Below are 18,993 nucleotides of genomic sequence, written 5' to 3'. Positions count from 1 at the left end.
GAATGCTTTGCGGTTTTCTCAACTATGAATTAGTGCTTTTTACGATATCACCATTATTGCAAATATGAGCCATTTGATTGAATACGAAGACGCAAATGATGAAGTACGCGCAGTGTATGACGACATTCGCGCGACACGCAAAACCGAGTACATCAACAACTTTTGGAAAGCGATCGCCAACCATCCGCCTACCCTGCAACGAACCTGGCAGAATGTGAAGGAAGTGATGACGGGTCCGGGAGAACTCGATCCCCTCACCCGCGAGTTAATCTACATTGCTGTCAGCGTTACAAATGGTTGCCCGTACTGCATTTCATCTCATACAGCCGGAGCGCGAGCCAAGGGAATGAATGATGCCATATTTGGGGAACTGATGGCGATCGTGGCAACCGCAAACGCTACCAATCGACTGGCAAATGGCTATCAAATTCCGGTAGATGAACAATTCAAATTATAAAAAGCGTTCAATCTTAACGACTTTTCATCCATCTCTATGGCAACTGAATTAACAGTAGATGTTTCTCAAATTCCCGTTATCGATATCAGTTCGTTGGTATCGGATAATCGCCTAGATATTGTTGGAAACCAAATCCGACAAGCTTGCCGCGACACAGGCTTTTTTTACATTGTCGAGCATGGTGTAGACCAAGGTTTGCAAAACCGTTTGGAGCAACTGAGCCGTCAGTTTTTTGCTCTAGATTTAGAAACTAAAATGCAAATTCGGATGGCGCTGGGAGGTCGGGCATGGCGCGGCTACTTTCCGGTTGGAGGTGAACTGACGAATGGTAAACAAGATTTGAAAGAAGGAATTTATTTCGGATCGGAATTGAATCAAACCCATCCGGCTGTTCAAGCAGGTGTTCCCATGTTTGGAGCAAATCTGTTTCCAGAGATTCCCCAGTTTCGCTCCACAGTGCTGGAGTATCTAGCAGTCATGACTCAACTGGGTCACGCAGTAATGGCTGGAATTGCCCTGAGTTTGAACTTAGAAGCATCTTACTTCCGCGATCGCTATACGACTGATCCCCTGATTTTATTTCGCATCTTCAACTATCCACCACAAAGCAATCTGCAAGGGCAATCCTGGGGAGTGGGAGAGCATACCGATTATGGTTTGCTCACGATTCTCAAGCAGGATGATTTAGGTGGGTTGCAAGTGAAGACAAAATCAGGCTGGATTGATGCTCCCCCGATCGCCAACTCATTTGTTTGTAACATTGGCGATATGCTCGATCGCCTCACAGGTGGACTTTATCGGTCTACTCCTCATCGAGTCAAGAATGTGTCAGGACGATCTCGCCTCTCATTTCCCTTCTTCTTCGATCCCAATTTCAATGCTGAACTCCACCCGATCGAAATCAAGGGAGCGATCGTCGATGACAACAAGAACGAACGTTGGGATAAATCCAGCGTTCACGAGTTTCGCGGCACTTACGGCGATTATGTCCTGAACAAAGTTGCAAAGGTTTTTCCCCAATTGCGCCAGCAAGTTTTGTAAACAGTCACCCATTGGTGACAAGTTAAGGCTCAAAGCCAGTTGTCAAGGGGATTTTCGGAGGTAGCTCAAAGAAAAAAGGTTCTCCACTGCCGACATTATAACTCTCATGTCAACTGGGGCTTAAATCCCTGCCAGATGAAAGGATAAGAAGCAAGTTCTTATCCTTGGTAGTCAGCGATCGCTTTTTGCCCTATAACTACTGCAACTATTACCAGGGGAAGACACTCATCCACTTGGATAAATGATTTTATTTCAATCGCTGCTGGCTGGGCGATCGCGCTTATTCTAAATTCCCTGCTTTCTTAACAGCTTGTTTCAAGTCTTCAAAGGTAATATTACCCTCTTCATCTCGATACGTCGCTAGCAGTTCCGCGGGGCTAGTACCTGTTTCTGCTAAAATGACTGCATTTAACCCAGGACTTAAAAAAAGCTCATTACTCGATATTTTGCCATCTCGATCGCCATCCAAGGCATTAAAAAGAGATTGAAGCTCTTGCTCAGTTGCCATAAGTTTCTATTTGAATTAGTTTTTTCAATTCAATATCCCATAATGTTGAAAAAGATGCAAGGAAAGTTACCTTTTACCCTGGCAGATACAAGCTGTTGCTGTCGTTTGGGCGTGTGCGTGTAGATACCTGGAAGTAGTCGCTACCGATTCATGCCCTAACGTCTGCTCCACCAAATGAATCGGCGCGCCCCTGTCTAGTGAATGCGAAGCGTGGGCGTGACGCAACCAATGGGGCTGACCTTTCCTGTAATCCCAGCGCGGTTCCCCAGCATCGTCTTCACCACCGCTATTTGGAAGGTAGAAGATATCAGGTGTTTTGCTTTATCCAACATTTACCGACAAGCGGGGATTTTTAATTACCTGGTTTCCAAATTACTTCTTCAACTTTGAGTTGCTTGGGAATTAAGCCGAGTTCAAAAAAAGTATCCGCAATTTCCTGTTGCTCGGCAACCATATCAGCTTGGATCGGTTCAAATCCATAACTCCGCCGTCGAGTCACTACATCTAAGATAGAAGCATCAATTTTCAGAATGGGAGCGAGAATCTTGGTTACTTCTTCAGGATTCGCATCCGCCCAAGTCGCTACTGCTTGAGTTTCTTCTCTAATTGCCTCAATAATTTTGAAATTAGACGGAGGAAATGAGCGATTAGCTAAGTAAAAATCTCGGTTAGCTGCTAGTCCTTTACTATCTTTAACAACACGAACATCTCTTGGCGCTTGAGCTGCTGCATAAAACGGGTCCCAAATTACCCAAGCATCTACATTACCTTGTTGAAAGGCAGCTCTGGCATCGGCTGGTGTCAGGTTGACAGGCTCAATCTCAGTCCATTTTATCCCTGCGGATTTCAGTGCTTTTGCTAACAGGTAATTGGCGCTTGAACCTTTTGTAAAAGCTATTTTCTTACCCCGCAAATCTGCAAGGGTTTGAATTGGCGAATTAGCAGGAACTAAAATACCTGAACTGCGGTCTTTGGGGGCGCTTCCGCCAATGTAAAGGAGGGGTGCGTTAGCAGCCTGGGCAAAGACTGGAGGAGCGTCCCCGGTGCGGGCGATGTCGATGCTGCCGGCGTTTAGCGCTTCCAACATCGGGGGGCCTGACTGAAATTCTTTCCACTCAACCGATATACCTAGAGGCTGCAAGCGTTTCTCTAACCCGCCTCTGGCTTTGACTAGCGTGAAGGGGTCTAATTTCTGATGGCCGATGCGGACTACCTGAGCTTGAGCTGCTGCGGGGGAAGCGGCGGGGCTTGCAGAGCCCGTAGGGGTGGGAGTATTGCAGGAGGCGATCGCCCAATTTAAGCTGATTCCCAATAGAAATAGCGCTGCTAGGGAAAGGTGCGATCGCCATAATTGAGCAAGGAATGAAATCAGTCTTTTGAGCATAAACAATAATATTGTTTGTTGGTAACTTTCCGATCAGAGACTTCCAACTAATTCGGGTTTGCCAGTTTGCAGGGCACCAACAAACTCTTGCAATTGCGATCGCAATCTTTGTTCTGTTTCCTCTTCAAGTTGTACGCTTGTTTCGTCATAACTTTGGATCTGCGTGTCTAAAACATAGACACCAGCCAATATATGACTAGCGCCCAGCTCGGATAACACTGGTTTGAGGGCGTAATTAATTGCTAATAAGTGACCCAGCGTACCTCCGGTGGCTATGGGGAGAATAACTTTACCAGCTAAACTCTTCTGCGGTAGCAAATCTAAGTAAGCTTTGAGTACGCCTGTGTAGGCTGCTTTGTAAACAGGTGTGGCGATGATTATGCCCTTGGCTTCTACTACTAAATCATTGACTGCTTTTAAGTCTGGGTTCGCGAATTGTCCGTAAATTAATACCTCTGGCGGGAGATCGCGGACGTTGATAGAGGCCGTACTTAGTCCCTCCTTCTCGACTGCGCGGCGGGCGTATTCCAGCACGGCAAAGGAGCGGGATGGATGAGACGGGCTACCTGCGATCGCAACAACATTAGGCATTTAATAGTCCTCCTATTTTTGACTCATTTAAAAATGAACGATTTACGGAATCACTCATAACTACGGTAACTCCGTAAAATTACCGTATTTTATAGATAGTAAGCTAGCACGGTCAATTTTAAAAAGCAAGTAAGTTGAGATGTAAATTTTGATAACTCTTATACAAATTTTGGGCGATCGCGAATCTCGGCGGGAATCAACTGTCAGATTTTTTCTCCCAAATACAGCATAATCCCACCGAACTCAAAAACAGAACCTTTACAGCAAGGGGGTTTGCTTGTTCTTAAAAATTATTTATCAAAGCCGCAGAAGTTGGGCGAAAAATTATCTTGCTTTTTGGAGATACCTATGCAATAATCTTGTTTAATCACAATCTACTATAATTTGACTGACTTACAGTAGATTAAATTTAGAAATGCTAATCTGCTATTCACCAGCACCGGTGAGTAGGAGACGAATTGGCACTTGCTCAACAGCCACCTTTGACAGCGAAAAAGGTTTTGAGCCTGTGGCATAGATCGCGATATGGAGGTTTTTTAGAATGGAATCACCACTCTCAAGAATAGGTCTAGAATTAGTAGAACTCCAGAAGTCATTTGGAAATATTAAAATTTTGCGGGATATCAACATAGAAATAAATCCCGGAGAATTTGTAGCAATTGTAGGTCGCAGCGGATGTGGCAAAAGTACCTTACTGCGCTTAATCGCCGGACTAGAAGTTCCCACTCAAGGAACTGTCTTTCTAGATGGAAAGCCGTCCCGCAAACTTAACTCTAAAGTGACAATGATGTTTCAGGATGCACGGCTACTACCTTGGCAAAAAGTGGTGGCAAATGTGAAATTAGGGCTACTCACGGCCAAAGAAAACACGCACTACAAAGCGATGCAAGTCCTTCACGCGGTAGGGCTTGCCGATCGCGCCAACGATTGGCCGGCGGTACTCTCCGGCGGTCAAAAGCAGAGAGTTTCTTTAGCAAGAGCCCTTGCCTGCGAACCTCATTTACTGCTGCTTGATGAACCCCTCGGCGCGTTGGATGCTTTGACTCGCATTGAGATGCAGCAATTGTTAGAAAATTTATGGCAAGAAAAAGGATTTACCGCGCTCCTGATCACTCATGACGTAGAAGAAGCAGTGGTGCTAGCTGACCGAGTTATTTTAATAGAAAATGGTCAGATTGCAATGGACTGTTCTATTGATATGCCGCGACCGAGGCAGAGAGGAAATGCTCTATTTGCTGCGAAAGTAGAGACGATTTTACAGCGCGTTATGGGTCAAAAAGAAAGTAGCAAAGATGCAGAGAAAGTTGCAATAGTTAGGTAAAAAAAACCAAACTATGTAAAGATAAGTAAATACGGATAACGGATCTACCAAGGTAACTCAGATATGGGCGCTCGTTTAATAATTTTTCTGACTGGCGAGCTCTTCGTCAGCCAATCCGATGCACCCGGATTTGATATCACTCGCATAGACTAAACTCCGATCGATACTTCACCGTTCCGCTGCAATCCTCCAAAGCTCCACTTTCTAACTCCAAAACCATAAAAGCTTCATCGGGCACATCATATTCACATTTCAAGCTCTTTCTACTAGCAGGAATGAACCCAAAACGCGAATAGAAATCTGGATGACCAAGCACAACCACTGCCTGAAATCCCGATCGCCTGCACTCTTCTAAACCGTGCTGGATCAACAGCGTTCCTATACCTTGGCGCTGATATTCGGGAAGAACTGCGACTGGCGCCAACCCCAGAATCGACAAATTCCTAGAACATTTTCCTTCGACGACAACCGGACTGAATAAAATGTGTCCGACAACGCGATCGGATTGTACCGCAACGAAGGAAAATGTAGATGCAATTCCCCGCAATCGATCGACTAAGTTAGCCTCATTTTCTCGCCCGAATGCCGCAATATTAATGTTGCGAACAGCTTCTACATCTTCTGGATTTTCGGTACGGATATCCATAGCTTAGATTAATGGTTGTGCGGCCGCCCTGGCAGACAAATTACTACAGAAACTGTTTCTATCTTTCGATCGCGATATTAATCAAATTATAGCGCCCCTGAAGCCTTTTTCCTCTTTTCGAGTTATATATTTTTGCCTACCAATTATACAACGACTTGCAGATGAATGCCAAATCGTGGCCAAAGTCGATCGCTTCCAATCTTCACGCCCGATTCGGAACCGCTTAACTGTCATTATTGCGGTACAAGCTGACCGGAAGACAATCGCTTAATGCCCTCCATCGCTGTAGTTTCTCCGGCTTTATCACCGCCCTCGCGGGCAATTTTTAAAGCTCCCTCGTAGGATTCTAGAGCTTGAGGATATTGACCAAGACTTTCATAAATTGCGCCCATATTGTTGAGCAAGCGTCCGATACTTGTCTTGTCACCGATAGATTCTAACATCGGTATTGCTTGCTGAAAATAGATCAGCGCTTGAGTATCTTTGCCGAGTTTGCGAGAGGTAAGTGCCATGTTGTTGAGGAGGCGGCCGACGCCAGCCCGGTCTCCGATTTCCCGGCGAATTGCTAAAGCTTGGTGATAAAATTCCATCGCTCTATTAAAGTCGCCGATGTTGTAGTAGACGCCGCCCATGTTATTGAGGGTACGGCCTAAATCGCGCCGATCGCCCGATGCCGTGCGAATCGTCCGCGCTTGCTGGTAAAATTCGATCGCCTTGGCGTAATTGACCTGTTCTGCGTAAACGGCCGCGATGTTGTGGAGGGATTCTCCAATTTCAATTTTGTCGTCGGTAGTTTTGGCAAGTTCCAAAGCTTCTTGGTGCAGTTTCATCGCTTCGGAAAAATTGTCCCCAATCCGGTTCACGAAACCGATGAGATTGAGAGTGCGCGCGATACGAGGCCCTTCGCCGATTTCTCGGTGAATGACTAAAGCTTGCTGCAAAACTTCCAAAGCTTTGGGCTGCGAACCCATTTCGGCGTAAACTTCCCCCATCTTATTGAGGGTTTCTCCGGTTCCCGGTTTGTCACCTAGTTGCTTGCGGATTGCCAAAACTTGCTCAAAAGTCTCGATTGCTTCTCGAAACAAACCCTCGCGATGTTGTTTTACTCCTGTTTCAAAGAGGTCGTCTGCTTGCGTTTTGGGGTCAGTTGCCTGAGCGCGATCGCTCGCTTGGGCGCGCCTCGCATTTATAATTGGGCCATAAGCCCGAGCGTCTGAAATTGCCAGCAAGCTGAGTGCGGGCGATAAGACAATACTTATAGCTGCGAGATAGCTGAAGTGATAAGAGCGGCAGTCCACCGATCGAGTCCTCCAATAGCTAAGTGATAACTATTAAGATAGAGCTTTTTGGGGTGTTCCTGCCGCATTTTTTCTTAATCTCTAGGTTCTGACTGGGTTTTTGTCTTGCCAGACTGCCATAATCAGCGGCATATTGTTGAGAGCGGATATGACAGCAAAGTTTTTGCTGGGTGGAAGCGATGCTTTTTCAGAACTTTGCAAGATGATGTCCTGTTGGTCAAGCGTGATCCAAGCAATTCCTGACAAAACTTGAATTTCTCGATGAGTTTGAGGCAATCTGTATACCTCGTTTTCCATCAGAATAATGCGATCGGGCGCTGCACATTCGGAAGATATTTGAAGCATAGCATCTCCTACTTGGTAATGGGTAATTGCTAATGGGTAATTGCTAATCGAGGGCTGTATTTCTCTTCATTTCCACGCCGCCCACACACTACTATTGGCAATAACGCCGATCGAGCCAAGCGCGCATTTCATCATCCGTCGCCACGCAGGTAGAACGACCAGTCGCCCGATCGCAACCGTGCCACCAAGTGTTACCATAGCGATCGCACGTCTGCCAAATTCTCAGTTCGTCCTCACTAGAAATGAGGTAGAGCCAAAACTGCCCAATTTTTTTTATAGCTGAAAAGAGAGATAGCCCTTTCTGTTTTTCGGATGGTTTAGCTCGAACAGCCATCAAAAAAAACATCATTATTCGGGGGTTGCTCCGACTGTTGTAAGTAGACATAGCCCACACCTTAAAGTGATAATTTTCACAAAAATTGCACCCAGAAAATTACAAAAAATAGCTTTAAGCTGCAATAAATTTACCGCAACTACACCACAATATTGTTGTCGTGCAAGTCCTGTAAAAGTCTATCTGTTACCTGATAAATTAACCTTAACTCTGCGGCAATTGACAATCAAAGCATTGCTTGCATAGGTTGTATGAATAAAATCGATATATCGAAGCCCTTGTGACAATGTGGGTACTACTGGCACAAACGCTATGAACGAAATCAATACGCGGCGGATGAAACTCTCTCAGATTCAAGCTTTGATAGCTGTAGCAGACTGTGAAAACTTTAGCGAGGCGGCTTTGCAATTGGAACTGTCCCAATCCGCCGTCAGCCACGCCATCGCCTCTTTAGAAACAGAATTGGGAGTGCAATTGTTCCACCGGGGGCGACACGGTGCTCAACTGACGCCAGTGGGGGAAAGGGTAGTGAGTCACGGGCGTCAAATAGCCTGCGCCTTAGAAAGGATGGTCAAAGAAGCGGATTTAGAAAAAGGTTTGCAGGGAGGCCAGGTACGGATAGTTACTTTTCGGAGTGTCGCAACTCATATCCTACCGGGTATTATTGCTAAATTTCGCAGTTGCTTTCCCAAAATTACGGTTAGCATTACCGAAGTTTATTATACCCAAGCTGTGGAAGAGGCTTTGCGATCGGGCAAAGCAGACATCGGTTTTGTCTCTCTTCCAATTTCCGATGAATTTGAAACTAGAGAAATTTTGCGGGATAAATATGTTGTATTGCTGCCGCCAAGTGCCAAAGTGTCAAGTGCTAAGATTACCTGGAAAGAATTAGCGGCTTATCCGTTGATTTTGCAGCCGGTAGAAAATGCTTGTTCTGTACCGCTGCGAAAATATTTGACAACTTCGGGGTTTCCCTTAAATATCGCTTACGAACTCAGCGAAGATTCAACGATTGTCAGTATGGTGATGCAAGGTTTGGGTACAGCAATTCTTCCCCGTTTGGCTGCGGAACCGATACCTACTTCGGTGAAAGTTTGCAGTTTGCCTGCGGATTTTGAGAGGGTAATTGGGGTGGCTGTTTTGAGGGATGGGTTGTTGATTCCGGCCGTGTTTGCGTTCTTAGATTTAGTTAAAAGTGGCGCAGAGGTTGATAGTGAGGGGGATTTTCCTATTAACCCTTCATGAGAAACCTCAGTCAGTTGTTATTGGTTATTGGTTAGATTGGGATTTTGTTACCGCAGATATCTGCAGATGAACACAGATGAACGCGGATGAGATTGTATCTGCGTTCATCTGCGTTCATCTGCAGTTGAAAAAAATCGCATAAAATAGTACGATCGCTGATTGCCTACTTCATGCGCTTAGCCACAAGACTAGAACTATCGCCTTGGTGGAATTTGACTCGACCATCTACCGAGTTTTTATCCTTTAATTTGAGCCAACCGCTACCAGATGCAGCATCGTTCTCATCATTACCGTCCCATGTAAACTCAAATCGCTGATCCTTTCCATCTTTTACGACTTCGCCGTCAATTTGACCTGATACTAAACCGAATTGAAATTCTCCTGAACCCGTAGGTTCAATCTCGATATATGCTTCAACTTCCATGTCCAAGTAATCACTATCCCACAGTTCCATCTCTGTGATCCGCCATTTACCGCTATATTGCATTCTTTTCATCCTCCACTTGTATTAACGCTCACAAAACCAATATAGTCGAAACAGTTACGCTCAAGCAGTACGCAAACGCTCAATATCCCGGATCGGCGGCGCACCGAACATCCGAGAATATTCGCGGCTGAACTGTGAGGGGCTTTCATAACCCACCTGATACGCAGCATTTGTGGCATCGGCGTTTTCGGCAAGCATCAGGCGACGTGCTTCTAATAGTCTTAATTGCTTTTGATATTGAAGTGGACTCATCGATGTCACTTGCTTGAAATGGTAATGAAAAGATGAAGGAGACATCTTGGCTTGTCCTGCCAAATCCTCAACACGCATCGGTTTTACAAAATCAGTTTTAATCAGTTTGAGCACCTCAGCGATGCGCTGCATATTGCTGCCAGATGTTGCTATTTGGCGGACAGCTTCGCCTTGTTCGCCTATTAAAAGACGATAATAGATTTCGCGGATAATCATCGGTGCCAGGATAGGGATATCCTGCGGTGTATCCAAAAGTCTTGTCAGTCTGAGGGCGCAATCGAGCAACGGTGCATCGGCGGTGCTGACGAACAAACCTCTAACAGAGTTTTCTTTCTTATTCGCGCTTGGCTTGGTTTGGGCAGTAATAATGTCACAGAGTTGGCGTGGATCTAGATTCAGCTTTAATCCTAAATACGGCTTGTCTGGGGTAGCCTCTACAACAAATCCGTTAATAGGTAAATCAACTGAGATCACAAGATATTGAGCCTCGCCATAGCGATAGGTTTCCTCACCCAGCAACGCTTCTTTTTGACCCTGAACAATGATGGCGAGAATAGGTTCATAAACATTGTGTAGTGCTGCGGAAACTGAAGATTCTCGCGTCAATTCCAGCTTATCTATAGCTGTTTTATGCAAACCGTTTCCCTTGCCTTCAGTGTGCCGAGTTACTAATGCCGCCAATTCTTTATATTGATTACCGATCGCATTTGGGTTTATTACTTGGTTGAGCATTTCAATCGCCATGCTAGTTTTTTGATTGATTTAACCATTCCCTTTTGATCATTATAGAGCATCTTTATCCGTTCATAAAATCTTGCTTTGGAGGATTAGGCAATAAATTGCGAGGTCTGTGTATTCAACACCCTTGCTTCTAGTCATAGGATGAACACATCCCAATAAACCAATAAAAGGATAAGGTAATGACCAAAGACAATACGAAAATTGCATTGGTAACAGGGGCGAGCCGAGGACTTGGCAAAAATACGGCTTTGACCCTTGCCAGAAAAGGAGTAGATGTCATCGTGACTTATCACAATAGCGATAAAGAAGCCAAAAGCGTTGTATCTGCGATCGCCGATATCGGAGCTCAAGCGGTTGCACTGCAACTGGATACTTCAAACACGAAAACCTTTGACGGTTTTGTGGAACAAGTCAAGCAGTCACTTCAAGATAAATGGCAGACAGAGAATTTTGATTACCTCGTGAATAATGCTGGTGTTGGTGTTCATGCGTCTTTTGCTGATACCAGCGAAGATGATTTCGATCGATTGATGAATATTCATGTAAAGGGCGTTTTTTTCCTCACGCAGAAACTTCTGCCTTTGATCAATGATGGAGGACGGATAGTCAATATTTCGTCTGGGCTTGCCCGTTTTGCTCTACCTGGCTATGCAGCTTATGCAAGCATGAAAGGAGCGATCGAAGTTTTGACCCGATACATGGCGAAAGAACTGGGACAAAGACAGATTGCCGTAAATGTGGTGGCCCCCGGCGCGATTGAAACGGATTTTAATGGCGGTGCGGTGCGTGACAATCCTGAGATTAACAACTTTATCGCTTCGCAAACCGCCCTAGGTCGCGTCGGTCTTCCTGATGATATCGGCGGTGCGATCGCCTCTTTGCTATCCGAAGACAACAGATGGGTGAATGCACAGAGAATCGAAGTATCTGGCGGTCAGTTTATTTAATTGAAATCAACTTTAAGAAAAGGGAAAATAACCATGTTGAACGTAGAAAACAAAGTTGTTGTTATCACTGGGGCCAGTAGTGGAATCGGTGAAGCCAGCGCTAAGTTGTTGTCTAAAAACGGCGCAAAAGTTGTTTTAGGCGCACGTCGCACCGATCGCCTAGAAGCGATCGCCAAGGACATTCGTGCGGAGGGTGGAACAGTCGAATACCAGGCTCTCGATGTGACGCAACGCAGTCAAATGGAGGATCTCGTTCAATTTGCCCAAAGCAAGTTCGATCGCGTAGATGTCCTGATTAACAATGCTGGAGTCATGCCCCTATCTGCACTCGAACAACTGAAAGTTGAGGAATGGGATCGCATGATTGATGTCAATATCAAAGGTGTTTTGTACGGCATCGCGGCGGCACTTCCTGTCATGAAAGCACAAAAATCTGGTCAGATTATCAATATTTCCTCGATCGGCGGACACGCGGTTTCTCCCACTGCTGCTGTTTACTGTGCTACTAAATTCGCCGTTAGAGCCATCTCAGAAGGCTTGAGACAAGAAGTTGGGGGCGACATTCGGGTGACGGTGATTTCTCCTGGAGTAACGGAGTCTGAGTTAGCCGAGAGCATCACTGATGAAACTGCAAGATCGGGAATGCAAGAATTCCGCAAAGTAGCTATTCCTGCTACTGCGATCGCGCGGTCGATTGTATTTGCGATCGAACAACCTGATGATGTTGATGTTAGCGAAATTATCGTCCGACCAACAGCCAGCCCTTACTAAGCAGGTCAATTGAATTCAAGCTAAAAGGCGAGGGTTATTAGATACCCAACTTATTTAAGTCGGGTATCTGGGTATTGTGAGTTTTTATTAAGACTTAGTTAGCTTACCAATTCCCATTGCCAATTCCCAATTTTACCTTACACAATTTAAAACTTTTCCCCGTATCTCTGCCGCAAAATAAATTCAGCTAGTGCTAAATCAACGGGGGTTGTGACTTTCAAATTCGTCTCTTCCCCCTCCACAATTTGCACTGGTAAACCGCATTTTTCAAACAAAGCCGCATCGTCTGTCACTTCCCAACCTTTTTGTCGCCCTTCTTCGTGACACTGCTTTAACAATTTCACTTCAAATCCTTGGGGAGTCTGGGCTGCCCACAAATTGCTTCTGTCTGGCGTGTCTCGCACGATCCGACGCTGATCTACGACCTTAATCGTATCCTTGACCGGGACGGCGACAATCAAGCCTGGACAGCTCAAGAGGGCCTCTGCAGATCGATCGAACAATTCAGCAGTTGCCAAACACCTCGCGCCGTCGTGAATCAACACTCGATCGGCATTGGGGGGCAAAGCCTGCAAACCGTTGTAAACTGACTCTTGCCTGGTAGCGCCACCTTGAATCAGTTCCACGGGCTTAACCAAAGATAAATCGCTCAGAATTGCTTTAAAATCAGGAAAATCGTCTGGCTGGCCCATGATGCCAATCCAGCTAATGTGCTGCGAAGCTTCAGCCGCAGCCAAAGTCCAACTCAGCAGAGGTTTAGAGAGCAAAGTCAGCAGCAGTTTGTTCCGCTGACTCCCCATCCGTCGCCCCGAACCCGCTGCAGGAATTAATAAGTGCATTTACTAACCGTTTTTAACCCAACTAGATATATATAATAAGAGCGTCCTGTACTTTTGAGTCAGTTGTTTAGCTGTCAGCCAGTAGCTTTTAAGGTCTAGAAATACTATAAGCTGATAGTTGAGAGCCGATCTCTGAGAGCTACCTCGATCAATAATAGCCCGATCGTTTATGATGCGAATACTAGCACTTGTCCCTGGCGGGATTGGCGACCAAATTTTATTTTTCCCCACTCTTGATGACCTCAAGCAGTCTTATCCAGACGCGCAAATTGATGTCATCGTGGAACCGAGGGCAAAGGGTGCTTACCGAGTCTGCAAATCCGTCAAAGAAGTCTTGACGTACAATTTCAAAGACCGCAACGCTATGGCAGATTTGGGCAATTTACTGGGCGTAATTCGCGATCGCGAATACGAAGCAGTTATTTCCCTCGGCCAGCGGTGGACTGTAGGACTGCTGCTGTGGCTGACCGGCATTCCGCAGAGAGTTGGCTATTCGGGAACCAACGGCGCTCGATTTCTCACTGCTGCTGTACCGCTGAAAACTGAACAGTACGCCGCTTCAATGTACCATGATTTGCTGCAAGGATTTAACATTACAAATCCTTGTCCGGCGATCGCAATTAATGTACCAAAACAGGACATTCAGTGGGCGGAAGCGGAACAGCAGCGGTTGGGCGTAAAAGAAAGCGGCTACATTTTGATTCACGGCGGTTCGAGTCAATTAGCTGTGTCTAAAGGTATTGACAAAATTTACCCTACAGACAACTGGAAACAAATAATTGAAGATTGTCAGCAGCGGCAGCCGAATTTGCCCGTTGTTGTTGTGAAAGGACCCGAAGATGCAGACTTCGTGGCAAAGTTAGTCGAGTCATGTCCGAATGTAAAAGTTATCTCGCCGGATGATGTCGGCAAGTTGGCGGCCACTATTGCTGCTGCTAATTTGATGATATGTACTGACAGTGCGCCGATGCACTTAGCTGTGGCAGTTCAAACTTATACAATAGCTTTGTTTGGCCCAACTGAACCGGCGAAATTGTTGCCAAAGAGCGATCGATTTTTGGGCATTAAATCTCCTACTGGCAAAATGGCAGACATCTCTCCTCAAGATGTTTTGAAGAAGGTTTGGGGCGGCTAAAAACTAGGATATCTAAGCCAGGACACGGCCGTGCCGTGTCCCTACAATTTAGCTGGTTTCGAGGCCAGGGGGACGAGGAAAGTCGGGCATCTAAAACTCGGTGTTAGTCTTCCCAATCATCCATCATCTGCTGTCAGCCACATTCCGCCCCCTCAGCTTTCACCATCGGTTTTTACCTATTTTGATCGAGCTATAAAGCTCTAAGTAGTATCCAGCAAATTCCAATCGAGAATTACTAGCAGTGGGTTTAATTTCTCAAACAATGCTAAACCAGTCTCGCCATCTGCTGCCGAATATACTTGGTATTTATGATTAAAAAAGCGATGAATTAAATTGGGGATGGATGGGTCATCATCCACAACGAGAATCTTGGGAGTAGTATCAGTAGTCATCACAAAAAACTTCCTTTCTCTTGTCAATGGACAACTGGCAATTTCAGAACATCTTTAGTGAAGAGTAAAAGCCAGGTCGTTCCAACTAAACAGAGTTTTTTCGGGCAATTCTTCTTTCAGCTTGGTCTTGAGGTCAAAAGGCTTGCCCCAATCCCATATTTCGATCTCTAGGCGTTTGTTAAATACTGCGATAGCCAGTTCTATTTTCGGAGTTTTCAATGACTGATTTGTGTGGGCGTGGCGAACAGCATGGGCAAAACCCTCGATCGCAGCAAGCTTAGAAAGCTGCAAAACTGTTTCGGGAATGGGTAGAAGCTCTAAAAAAAACTGCTCAACCCACCATAAAACTTGAGTAACAGCCTGGAGTTCGCTACTTACTTGAATTTTAATTTTGTGCAGTGGCTGGTTATAACTTGGCTCGGATTGGGGATTTCGTTGCTCTTGAAGCCAGTTAAAGCTGTGTAAAACGTCGATCGCACGCTTAAGAATACTAGCTTGAGTGCTAGGTTTGTGTGGTTCTAAAGCTGGCTGAAAATATTTTACAATTAACAGACAGTTTCGCCCCTCAGACGTGCGGGTATAACTTAGCTCATCGGCAATTTTACCAATAAGTTTTATACCTATTTTTCCTACTTCATCGATTTCGCTAAAATCTTGGTCACGGTGCCAATTTTCTAAGTTATAGTTCATAACGGTTTTCTCTCCTAAATATTGATGTTTTTTGTTTCTACAGATATCCTACTGAAGCCAATAGGGAGAATCAAGGGCAGACAATGTGAGTTTGAATTTGCGCTTTGCCCTAATTTTTAGAGCAAATAGGGCAGGAGATTAAAACCTATCACTCCTAGTCATGCAGAACTAATTAAAGAATGATTTGCAGATATAGTCATCTTTGCTAAAACATAAATTGCAGATCCTTTAAACCGAAGGTATCTTTTGCTGGAGATTGTTCAGTTGCAACTTTTCCGGGGCAATTAAGAGGCTTTCCCCAATCCCAAATTTGAATTTCTATGCGTTCGTTAAAAACTGCGATCGCCAGATCGATCGGAGTGTTAGAGGGCATATTTTTGTGGTGGTGAATAGCATTGATAAACCCCTCCACCGTCGCCAGTTTACAAAGCTGCAAAACTTCTTCGGGAAGTGGTAGATTCTCTAACTGTTCGACCCACCATAAAACTTGAGTGACAGTGGCGACATCACTATTGAGTTGCAGAGTAATTTTTTGCAGTGGCTGGTTAGAATTGCGATCGGATTGGCTAGTTTTTTGCTCTTTCAGCCAGTTGAAAATGTTTAAAGTATCGGTCGCTCGCTTAAAACAATCAGCTTGAGTGCTAGGGTGAGGTAGTACAGGCTGAAAATATTTTACAATTAACAGACAGTTTCGACGGTCAGAAGTGTGGGTATAACTAAGCTCATCGGCAATTTGGCTAATAATTTTTATACCTATCCCCAGTGATGGGATTTCATCCATTTTGCTATAATCTTCGTCCGGGTGTGAGTTGCCGAATAAGTTAAGATTCATTTCTAGTGACCTCCAATGTTTATCAAAAATTGCTTTTGTGCTTCTGATCAAATCATCGCATCACTTTAATTGAGTGAAGTTGACCAGAGGTATAAAGTTAGGTCTATTAGAGGTCGGTATAATCAAAGTATACTCAAGGTATAATTAAACTACTGTCATGCAGAGTCCCTATCCTTCGCAAGGCTCAGGACTGGGAAGCATCCCAGTCGTCTAAGAGATCCTTGGCAAGGCTCAGGATGATTTAAGTGCATGACGTGTAAGTTGCAATAAAGTTAAATTAGGGGTTAACCTAGATGGATTGGCAAGAATTCCTTAGAGGCGAATCTGTGACACATGGATTATCGATGGAACAAAAAGAAACATTATTAGCAGCACTCTTCTCTCCTGAAAGAGCCCCCCTGAATAAGGCACAGCTTTCAGTAAAATTCAGCATATCAGAAGCTGCTGTAACACAGCGATTAGGAGAGATTTACAAGAGATTTTCAAAGAGTTTCCCTGAACTTTCTGACCAACAAGGTGCCGGAAAGTTAAAGATTCTGCAGACTAAATTGATACAGAAGTATTATCAACTATCACAACCAGTAGTTGCCACCCAAGCTTCTAACTCATCTCCCTACCCTGAAGAATTTAGATCGTTAATAGAAGAAAAAATTCGGAGGTTTTGCGGACGCCAATTTGTTTTTGAGACGTTTCAACAATTTATCACTGAAAATGCTCACGGTTATTTTACGATCGTCGGGGATGCGGGAATGGGCAAAAGCTCGATCGTTGCCAAATACGTCTGGGAACATCAATCTCCCTGCTATTTCAATATTCTCGTCGAACGCCGCAACCGACCAGAATTGTTTCTGAAGAGCATTCGTCGGCAATTAATTGACCGCTATCAATTGCCCAATTCAGAAGAGGCAGATTTACCAACTTTACTGGCACAGGTGGCGGGAAAACTCACGGTAGGCGAGCGTTTGGTAATTGCGATAGATGCACTGGATGAAGTCGAACAAGAACCGGGAGTAAATCTTTTACATTTACCGAAGAATCTGCCCAATAACGTATATTTTCTACTGACGCGGCGACCATATAGTTCGGATAAAAAGCAGTTGTTAGTAGATGTTCCGGTAAAAGAGTTAGATTTAAGAGAGAGCGAGTATGTTAATTTCAATCGGGAGGATATCAAAGAGTATATTCGGTATGCTATTAATACCGATACGGAGTATAAAGATAAACTGAGAAACTGGATTCAAAATCGCAGCATTTTAGATACAACTTTTGTCGAGCAAGTGGCAAACAAAAGCGAAAACAATTTTATGTATTTGCGCTATGTTTTGCCTGCAATTGCTAATGGTGATTACAATGACTTGAGTTTAACGCAATTGCCCGATGGGCTGCAAGAGTATTATCAAAGCCATTGGGTGGGGATGGGGATGGAAGCTAATCCAGGGCAATTGATGGAGATTGCCTTGTATATTTTACTAGAGATTGGCACGCCGATTCCCTGCGAGATGATTGCGGGAATTGCCAAGGTGGATGAATGCGATGTGAAAAAGGTTTTAGAAGATGAGTGGGTTGAGTATTTGAAAAAGCAGAATGTAGACGGAGAAATCTGCTACACCATCTATCATGCTAGTTTCTTTGACTTTCTGAAAGGCAAACGGGAGATGGATTCAAAGCGGAGAATTTTTCAGGAAGTAAATCAACGGATTACTGAGTATTTAGAACAGGAGATGGCGTGAGATGGGAGAATTTGCTGACAAGTTAGCTGCCAAACCACTTTTCTATCAACGTGCTTATCTGGGCAGCTTACTACCAAATTATATCAAGTCAGGGAATTTAGAAAAGTATTATCAAAGACTGACAGATTTTAACTTTCTGATGGCAAAAATTCAGCATCCTGAATTTGGGGTGAAGGCACTGATGGGTGATTTCAATTTGGTTGACGATTCCGCAGTAAGTCACCCAGAGTACAACCCAGAAACAGCAAAAGCCCTGAACTTGATTCAAAGGGTACTGTGGATGTCAGCCGATATTTGGGAGCGAGATAAAACGCAAATGGCAGGGCAATTGTTAGGGCGCTTGCTGCACTTTAACATTCCGGCAATTCAGGCAATGCCAGAGGTAGCAAAGCAGTGGAAAGCAACACCTTGGTTGCGTCCTTTGACACCCTGTTTAACTCCCCCTCGCAGGGGACTACTACGAACCCTCGAAGGTCACAGCAACTCGGTAAATGGAGTCGCTGTCACGGAGGATGGGAAGCGAGCGATTTCTGGTGCATCGGACAACACGATCAAAGTCTGGGATTTAACAACTGGAAAGGAAGAATTTACTCTCAAAGGTCACAACCACTGGGTAAATGCAGTCGCCGTCACTGCTGATGGCAAAATGGCGATTTCTGGTTCGTGGGACAACACGATCAAAGTCTGGGATTTAACAATTGGAAAGGAAGAGTTTACTCTCAAAGGTCACAGCAAGTCAGTATATGCAGTTGCTGTCACTGCTGATGGCAAACGGGCAATTTCCGGTTCGTGGGACAAAACCATCAAAGTCTGGGATTTAACAACTCGAAATGAATTGTTTACTCTCAAAGGTCACAGCGACTTGGTAAAAGCAGTAGCCGTCACTGCTGATGGGAAGAGGGCGATTTCTGGTTCATCGGACACCACTATCAAAGTCTGGGATTTAACAATTGGAAAGGAAGAGCTTACTCTCAAAGGTCACAGCAACTCAGTATATGCAGTAGCCG

Annotated in this window: 21 protein-coding genes and 2 pseudogenes; 9 read left to right on the top strand and 14 right to left on the bottom strand. The window is 44.8% G+C overall.

Annotation, left to right across the window (positions count from 1 at the left end):
* Positions 1-64 precede the first annotated feature (64 nt).
* On the top strand, positions 65-457 hold the full coding sequence (locus tag QUA25_RS03255; protein ID WP_333035538.1) for a carboxymuconolactone decarboxylase family protein: 393 nt from the start codon (positions 65-67) through the stop codon (positions 455-457).
* A 36-nt stretch (positions 458-493) separates the two neighbouring features.
* Complete coding sequence (locus tag QUA25_RS03250; protein ID WP_333035536.1) at positions 494-1,498, top strand: 2-oxoglutarate and iron-dependent oxygenase domain-containing protein; 1,005 nt, start codon at positions 494-496, stop codon at positions 1,496-1,498.
* Between the two features lie 280 nt (positions 1,499-1,778).
* Here the strand turns inward: QUA25_RS03250 and QUA25_RS03245 are convergent, their stop codons facing one another.
* The 4 genes from QUA25_RS03245 to ssuE form a co-directional block, all read right to left on the bottom strand.
* Positions 1,779-2,006 carry an EF-hand domain-containing protein gene (locus QUA25_RS03245; protein WP_333035534.1) on the bottom strand — a complete coding sequence of 76 codons (228 nt, stop codon included), beginning with the start codon at positions 2,004-2,006 and terminating at the stop codon, positions 1,779-1,781.
* A gap of 66 nt (positions 2,007-2,072) precedes the next feature.
* Positions 2,073-2,231 (bottom strand): tyrosine-type recombinase/integrase, encoded by a 159-nt coding sequence (locus QUA25_RS03240; protein WP_333035531.1) that lies wholly within the window; start codon positions 2,229-2,231, stop codon positions 2,073-2,075.
* A gap of 127 nt (positions 2,232-2,358) precedes the next feature.
* A complete protein-coding gene (locus tag QUA25_RS03235) occupies positions 2,359-3,390 on the bottom strand; it encodes a sulfonate ABC transporter substrate-binding protein (RefSeq protein ID WP_333035530.1) in 1,032 nt (343 codons plus the stop codon).
* A 33-nt stretch (positions 3,391-3,423) separates the two neighbouring features.
* Complete coding sequence (ssuE, locus tag QUA25_RS03230; protein WP_333035528.1) at positions 3,424-3,981, bottom strand: NADPH-dependent FMN reductase; 558 nt, start codon at positions 3,979-3,981, stop codon at positions 3,424-3,426.
* A gap of 541 nt (positions 3,982-4,522) precedes the next feature.
* Here ssuE and QUA25_RS03225 point away from each other — a divergent pair.
* On the top strand, positions 4,523-5,302 hold the full coding sequence (locus QUA25_RS03225) for an ATP-binding cassette domain-containing protein (RefSeq protein WP_333035527.1): 780 nt from the start codon (positions 4,523-4,525) through the stop codon (positions 5,300-5,302).
* A gap of 136 nt (positions 5,303-5,438) precedes the next feature.
* Here the strand turns inward: QUA25_RS03225 and QUA25_RS03220 are convergent, their stop codons facing one another.
* The 4 genes from QUA25_RS03220 to QUA25_RS03205 form a co-directional block, all read right to left on the bottom strand.
* Positions 5,439-5,948: an N-acetyltransferase gene (locus QUA25_RS03220; protein ID WP_333035525.1), complete on the bottom strand. Its 510-nt coding sequence runs from the start codon at positions 5,946-5,948 to the stop codon at positions 5,439-5,441.
* A 233-nt stretch (positions 5,949-6,181) separates the two neighbouring features.
* Positions 6,182-7,246 (bottom strand): tetratricopeptide repeat protein, encoded by a 1,065-nt coding sequence (locus QUA25_RS03215; protein WP_333035523.1) that lies wholly within the window; start codon positions 7,244-7,246, stop codon positions 6,182-6,184.
* Between the two features lie 81 nt (positions 7,247-7,327).
* Positions 7,328-7,591, bottom strand: coding sequence for a hypothetical protein (locus QUA25_RS03210; protein WP_333035521.1), 264 nt, complete (start codon positions 7,589-7,591; stop codon positions 7,328-7,330).
* A 91-nt stretch (positions 7,592-7,682) separates the two neighbouring features.
* Complete coding sequence (locus QUA25_RS03205; RefSeq protein WP_333035520.1) at positions 7,683-7,976, bottom strand: hypothetical protein; 294 nt, start codon at positions 7,974-7,976, stop codon at positions 7,683-7,685.
* A gap of 261 nt (positions 7,977-8,237) precedes the next feature.
* On the opposite strand from QUA25_RS03205, the gene QUA25_RS03200 reads away from it, so the two are divergent.
* Positions 8,238-9,170, top strand: a complete 933-nt coding sequence (locus QUA25_RS03200) for a LysR family transcriptional regulator (protein ID WP_333035518.1) — start codon at positions 8,238-8,240, stop codon at positions 9,168-9,170.
* Between the two features lie 163 nt (positions 9,171-9,333).
* Here the strand turns inward: QUA25_RS03200 and QUA25_RS03195 are convergent, their stop codons facing one another.
* Both QUA25_RS03195 and QUA25_RS03190 read right to left on the bottom strand, forming a co-directional pair.
* Complete coding sequence (locus tag QUA25_RS03195; RefSeq protein WP_333035517.1) at positions 9,334-9,657, bottom strand: hypothetical protein; 324 nt, start codon at positions 9,655-9,657, stop codon at positions 9,334-9,336.
* A gap of 60 nt (positions 9,658-9,717) precedes the next feature.
* Positions 9,718-10,653, bottom strand: a complete 936-nt coding sequence (locus QUA25_RS03190) for an AraC family transcriptional regulator (protein WP_333035515.1) — start codon at positions 10,651-10,653, stop codon at positions 9,718-9,720.
* Between the two features lie 176 nt (positions 10,654-10,829).
* Between QUA25_RS03190 and QUA25_RS03185 the strand changes: the two genes are divergently transcribed.
* Entirely contained in the window at positions 10,830-11,597 is a 768-nt protein-coding gene (locus QUA25_RS03185) for an SDR family oxidoreductase (protein WP_333035514.1), read from the top strand.
* Positions 11,598-11,630: 33 nt separating this feature from the next.
* The gene (locus QUA25_RS03180; RefSeq protein WP_333035512.1) at positions 11,631-12,368 is read left to right on the top strand and encodes an SDR family oxidoreductase; all 738 of its coding nucleotides are present in this window, start codon (positions 11,631-11,633) and stop codon (positions 12,366-12,368) included.
* A gap of 146 nt (positions 12,369-12,514) precedes the next feature.
* Here the strand turns inward: QUA25_RS03180 and ispD are convergent, their stop codons facing one another.
* On the bottom strand, positions 12,515-13,207 hold the full coding sequence (gene ispD / locus QUA25_RS03175; protein ID WP_333035511.1) for a 2-C-methyl-D-erythritol 4-phosphate cytidylyltransferase: 693 nt from the start codon (positions 13,205-13,207) through the stop codon (positions 12,515-12,517).
* A gap of 172 nt (positions 13,208-13,379) precedes the next feature.
* On the opposite strand from ispD, the gene QUA25_RS03170 reads away from it, so the two are divergent.
* Positions 13,380-14,342, top strand: a complete 963-nt coding sequence (locus tag QUA25_RS03170) for a glycosyltransferase family 9 protein (protein ID WP_333035752.1) — start codon at positions 13,380-13,382, stop codon at positions 14,340-14,342.
* Between the two features lie 203 nt (positions 14,343-14,545).
* On the opposite strand, the pseudogene QUA25_RS03165 reads toward QUA25_RS03170, so the two are convergent.
* The 3 genes and pseudogenes from QUA25_RS03165 to QUA25_RS03155 form a co-directional block, all read right to left on the bottom strand.
* A pseudogene (locus tag QUA25_RS03165) lies at positions 14,546-14,734 on the bottom strand (response regulator); the annotation flags it as partial.
* Between the two features lie 54 nt (positions 14,735-14,788).
* A complete protein-coding gene (locus QUA25_RS03160) occupies positions 14,789-15,424 on the bottom strand; it encodes an ATP-binding protein (protein ID WP_333035510.1) in 636 nt (211 codons plus the stop codon).
* A gap of 205 nt (positions 15,425-15,629) precedes the next feature.
* Positions 15,630-16,256 carry an ATP-binding protein gene (locus QUA25_RS03155; protein WP_333035507.1) on the bottom strand — a complete coding sequence of 209 codons (627 nt, stop codon included), beginning with the start codon at positions 16,254-16,256 and terminating at the stop codon, positions 15,630-15,632.
* A gap of 326 nt (positions 16,257-16,582) precedes the next feature.
* Here QUA25_RS03155 and QUA25_RS03150 point away from each other — a divergent pair, with 326 nt between their 5' ends.
* On the top strand, positions 16,583-17,986 hold the full coding sequence (locus tag QUA25_RS03150; RefSeq protein WP_333035506.1) for an NACHT domain-containing protein: 1,404 nt from the start codon (positions 16,583-16,585) through the stop codon (positions 17,984-17,986).
* A gap of 1 nt (position 17,987) precedes the next feature.
* A pseudogene (locus QUA25_RS03145) lies at positions 17,988-18,993 on the top strand (WD40 repeat domain-containing protein); the annotation flags it as partial.

The sequence above is a fragment of the Microcoleus sp. Pol17C6 genome (genome assembly GCF_036701145.1).
Lineage (GTDB): Bacteria > Cyanobacteriota > Cyanobacteriia > Cyanobacteriales > Microcoleaceae > Microcoleus.
Note: the sequence above shows the minus strand (reverse complement) of the source record. Positions and strands in the feature narration are given on the sequence as shown.